Source organism: Lacinutrix sp. MEBiC02404, assembly GCF_053601575.1.
Genome location: NZ_JBSHNV010000087.1, coordinates 1 through 4,969, shown reverse-complemented (window position 1 = coordinate 4,969; position 4,969 = coordinate 1). Strand labels below are relative to the sequence as shown.

The 4,969-nt window shown below is 29.3% G+C and carries 5 protein-coding genes; all 5 read left to right on the top strand.

The window, feature by feature from the left end:
* Nucleotides 1-179: 179 nt before the first annotated feature.
* The 5 genes from ACVCXO_RS00550 (at nt 180) to ACVCXO_RS00530 (ending at nt 4,722) form a co-directional block, all read left to right on the top strand.
* On the top strand, nt 180-713 hold the full coding sequence (locus ACVCXO_RS00550; protein WP_452227650.1) for a hypothetical protein: 534 nt from the start codon (nt 180-182) through the stop codon (nt 711-713).
* A 143-nt stretch (nt 714-856) separates the two neighbouring features.
* Nucleotides 857-1,459 carry a hypothetical protein gene (locus tag ACVCXO_RS00545; protein WP_452227649.1) on the top strand — a complete coding sequence of 201 codons (603 nt, stop codon included), beginning with the start codon at nt 857-859 and terminating at the stop codon, nt 1,457-1,459.
* A 159-nt stretch (nt 1,460-1,618) separates the two neighbouring features.
* A complete protein-coding gene (locus tag ACVCXO_RS00540) occupies nt 1,619-2,527 on the top strand; it encodes an HNH endonuclease (protein WP_452227648.1) in 909 nt (302 codons plus the stop codon).
* A gap of 149 nt (nt 2,528-2,676) precedes the next feature.
* Nucleotides 2,677-3,378: a hypothetical protein gene (locus ACVCXO_RS00535; protein ID WP_452227647.1), complete on the top strand. Its 702-nt coding sequence runs from the start codon at nt 2,677-2,679 to the stop codon at nt 3,376-3,378.
* A gap of 159 nt (nt 3,379-3,537) precedes the next feature.
* Nucleotides 3,538-4,722, top strand: a complete 1,185-nt coding sequence (locus ACVCXO_RS00530) for an SIR2 family protein (RefSeq protein ID WP_452227646.1) — start codon at nt 3,538-3,540, stop codon at nt 4,720-4,722.
* The last annotated feature ends 247 nt before the right edge of the window (nt 4,723-4,969 follow it).

Here is a 4,969-nt window from a genome sequence, read left to right as displayed (position 1 = left end):
TTTAGCTACATTTTATAACAACGTATATAAAAAATTGCTAGATTAGTGCTTAAATAAAGTTGGTTGCGCTTTTGTTACTTCTGATTTTCCTTCGGAAAATCCGCCTGTACCAAAACGCAACTTTCCATATACAAACACGTTAGCAATAATTTAAAAGCAGCCTCAAACTATAAAACGAAATGATAAAAAGATTTACAATAATTGGAATTTGTTTTCTATTTCTAAATTGTGCTTCTCTTCCAAAATATGAATCAGAAAATCTACTGCATTTAACGGAAAAAAATATTACTCAATTAAATGGAACTTACAGTAATTATTCTGAAAACTCTAAAAGTAGAATATATCGCTCGTTTTTGGGAAGATTGACATCCTCTAAAATTAAAGATTCAGTTTCTGAAATAAAAATAGAAGTTCTAAACAGTAAAGAAATAAGGTTTTTATTTTTAAAAAATCAAAAGGAAATCCATTCAAAAACTGTGAAATATAAGTTGCAGAATGATGGATTTTTACTCTTAAAAAACAGGAACTTTAGATTACACGGAATTCCTTGGATTTTGGGAGATTATGAAATCCGAAAATATGAAATCGGACTTTCTAATTCTGGGAATCTAGTAATGAATGGAGTAGAAAAACGTGAAGGAGCTTTTTTAATAATTTTTTGGGGACCTCCAGGTAAAGCTTTTAAATTTACAGATATTTATTCATCGGAATAAAAACTATTGCTAACACCGTATATAATTTATTGCTAGTTCTAGCCTGCTTACGAAAACCCTCGCGGATTTTCTATTCGGTTTTTATTTGCTAAATTAGGTGCTGAAACACGCAACAAATCATATACAAACACGTTACCACACATTTGAGAAAAACTAAAGACATATTAATATTCATTTTTGCATTACTCATAATTTCTGCAATTGGATATGGAATATTTTTATACTTCTATGTTCAAAAAAAGTATGCAGAAGTTCCTGAAAATAAAACCGAATTAGTTTCGGAATCAGAATCGGATTTTAATGAAGATGATTGTGTTTTTGACTTAAATACTCAAACGGATGATTTTCTTAAAGAAATTCCTGAATTTTCAAATTACGTTTGGGATAACGAGCAAAAAAAGGCGACAATAAAACTTGAAAACGGAAATACATTAATCATAACTCGTGGAGGTTGTGCTCATTTTTCATTTTACGGAAATTTATTTCTAAACAAATCAGAACTGAATTTGAATGACGAAAGTGGAATATTTAAAAAAGCATTGCAGATAGCGGAAAAATTATTTCATAAATCGGACTATGAATTAATAAAAGAATTATTGAAAAATAAAGATTATGAAATTGAGAAATCTGAAAATCAATATTATTTAGATTTCAAAGACGACCGTTATTGCGATATGACTTTGGTTGTTGAAAATCTGACTGACCAAAATCTAATATCAATTGAAATCGGATTTTATCAATGTTAAAAAAACGTGTGGTAACACCGTGTATAAAAAATTGCTAGTTTCTTGCTTGCTCGGAAAATCCTTCGGATTATCCTCTGGCTCGTTTTCTTTTGCTATTTTAGTTGTCTAAACACGCAACTTTCCATACACAAACACGTTACCCACCATTTAAAAAAAATCGTGCTAAATAACAAACATTCTGATGCTGAACATTTTGCAGACACTTTAAAAAAGGTAGATTTGCGGAATAAATTGCGAATTGGAAAATTTGAACTAAACGGAATTTCTGGCGTTAAAAATTCAATTCAGTATAATCAATCCGACTTCGATTTGTTGGATAATAAACACGAATATACTTTTCCGTTACTAATGGGAGATTTACAAGTTTCACTTCAGCTTTATGAAAATATAAATAATCATTATCGACTATTTTGCTATACGAATTTTGAGGGAAAATCAGGAATGACTTTTTCGATGAATTTAACGACAGAAAAAGAAAGTGAGAATATAATTTATTTGACCCAAAAGCTAAAGTTTGCGGAACGATATTCAGGAAGTCAAGAACTTGCAAAAGCTCATAGAAGACAAAAACAAATTGTATTTGCGGAATTATTGAACAAATTGGGAATGGATGTTACCGATAATAATCAACTTATTTTAGGGATTTATGATCCAGAAAAGCAGGAATTTGCCAATACAAGTGCTGAACAGTTTCTAAATGACTTTATTGTAGTTTCAATATTAAAAGGACATTTTCAAGGCAATAAAGGTTATCAACTTGAAATTTTACCAACTTACAATAAATTAGATTACATTTTTACTGGTCGTGACCAAGAAATTGAATCTTTGCCAAGTAAAATTATAAAAAATAAAAGTAAGCGGAATATTCCATTGGGAATGCGATACAAAGTTTTACGAAAGGACAACTTTCAATGTGTTGCTTGCGGACGAACAACAGATGATGGAATTAAGTTACATATTGACCACAAACTTCCTTTTTCGCTTGGAGGTTTAACGGAATTGAATAATTTACAAACTCTTTGCGACCAATGTAATATCGGAAAGAGTAATAAATATATTGACGGATAAAAAACGGTGGGTAACACCGTATATATTTTATTGCTTGGTTCTAGCTTGTTTACGAAAATCCTCTCGGATTTTCTATTCCGTTTTTATTTACTAACTTAGTTGCTTTATCACGCAACAAAGCATATACAAACACGTTAGCAAACATATAAATGAACATCTGCAAAAAAATATTCCTAATCCTATTTTCATTATTATCAACAATTAATTTTGCGCAAAATACGGTGGAATCTGATTGTGAAAACGGATTTAAAAAAATCGAAACAGAACTGGAATCTCAAAAAACTGTTTCTTATAAAATTATTTATTCTCAAAAATTATACACCGAAGAAAGTTTCGAATATAGTGAAGGAATAATAGTAATAAATGACTTAAATGACCAAATTGAACCGAAAGAAATTATTGAAACAATTGCTCGAATTGCTGTTGAAAATAAGTTGACTAAAATCATCGCATTTAGGAATTGTAATTCAATTGGACTTTATTTACAAAAATCTGAACTCTCGACTGAACAAAGCAATTTATTGAGTAATGACTTAATTGCGGAAATGAATATTGATTTACAAAAATCCTTATCGAAAAAAGAAAGGAAAAAACAAAAAAGAAAACGTGACTTTATTGAATCAGTTTCGAAAGAATCTTGTGAGAAACTGGTTGAATTAAAAACTGACAAATTAACTATGGAGAGTTTTAATCAGATAGTTTCAGGCACATCCGCAAAATACGCTGAAAAAACAATGAAAGTTTATGAAATGTCGTTTGAGGAAAGTGTAGATGAATTTTTAAAAGATTTAATGAATCATTTAATGTCTGATTGTCAAGTGGTAAAAGAATTTATTAAGAATCACGAATAAAAATACGTTTGCTAACATCGTGTATATTTAATTGCTAGGTTCCTGTCTGTTCGGAAAATCTTTACAGATTTTCTATTCCGTTTTTGTTTACTAAATTAGTAACTTACACACGCAACTAAGCATACACAAACACGTTAGGCAACATTTAAAAAAAACATTATGGCTAAAAAAAAAGACAATAAAGAGAAGCCTGAATTTCACACAACTTGGATAGATATTAATAACGACAATAGATATAATTGGTATCAAAAGCTATATCCTGATAGTTATAAAAGAAATATAATTGAACTAATTAAAAATACAGACTTAAATCTAAACAACTTAATTGATAATCTACCCAAGTCTAACACAATAAGCCGTCAGCAAATTACCAAAAATTTAAATGAGGCATATCAAAAAGAAAATTTAGTACTAGCTCTAGGTGCTGGAATTTCAATTGAGTTTGGAATACCTTCTTGGAACCTATTACTTCAAAGTTTAATGGTTCATAGTATTGAAAAAGAAAATAATGTATCCACAGTTTTAGCAAAATTATTTAACGACATATTTCGTCCAAATCCATTAATTGCAGGCAGATACTTACAAGAATATTTTGAAAATAATGATTCCTCTTTTGAATCAATGGTAAGAGATGTATTATATTCACAAATTGATAAAGATAAAAAATCGAATCTATTAGAAGAGATAGTAAAAATATGTGTTGCACCTGGAAAAAGTCCGAATTTAGATTCTATAATCACTTATAATTTTGATGATATTTTAGAATATAAATTAAAAAAAACAGAAATGCCAATTCCATATAAATCAGTATACGGAATAGGTATGGAAATCAAAAACGATGAATTACCAATTTACCATGTACATGGTTATTTACCAGAAACAGAAAAACTAAACGATTCACATAAAATAACTTTTGGAGAAAGTAATTATCACCAACAATATTCTGACATATATAGTTGGAACAATATGGTTCAAATAAATAAGTTTAGGGAAAACACCTGTTTGTTTATTGGCAGCTCTTTAACAGACCCAAATATTAGAAGATTACTAGATATTGCCTTTAAACAAAAAGGAAATAAAAAGAAGCATCATTATATTTTTAAACAAAGAATGAATAAACAAAAGTTGAGTGAAAATTTAAAAGAAATATTAGAATCCAAAGAAGTGCTCAATATCAAGAATAATGCTGGTTTGGATTTCGATGAGACAATCAAGCTATTATCAGAAATACATGAAAGATTTGAAGAAAATGATTCTGCTTCATTTGGAGTTAAAACAATATGGATAGATGATTGGGAAGAGGTTCCTATAATGTTAAAGAAGATGAGAGAAAACGTTGCCTAACACCGTATATAATTTATTGCTAGTTCTAGCCTGCTTACGAAAACCCTCGCGGATTTTCTATTCGGTTTTTATTTGCTAAATTACGTACTTAAACCACGCAACAAAGCATATACAAACACGTTAGCAAAAACAGTGTCAATCCTCTATTTTCTCTGCTATTGTTTTAGTTTGGGCTTACCTAATTCCCTAACTTATAATTAACAAAATTTGCTTAGATAAATCGGAACTAAAAGTAAAACTGAAGTCA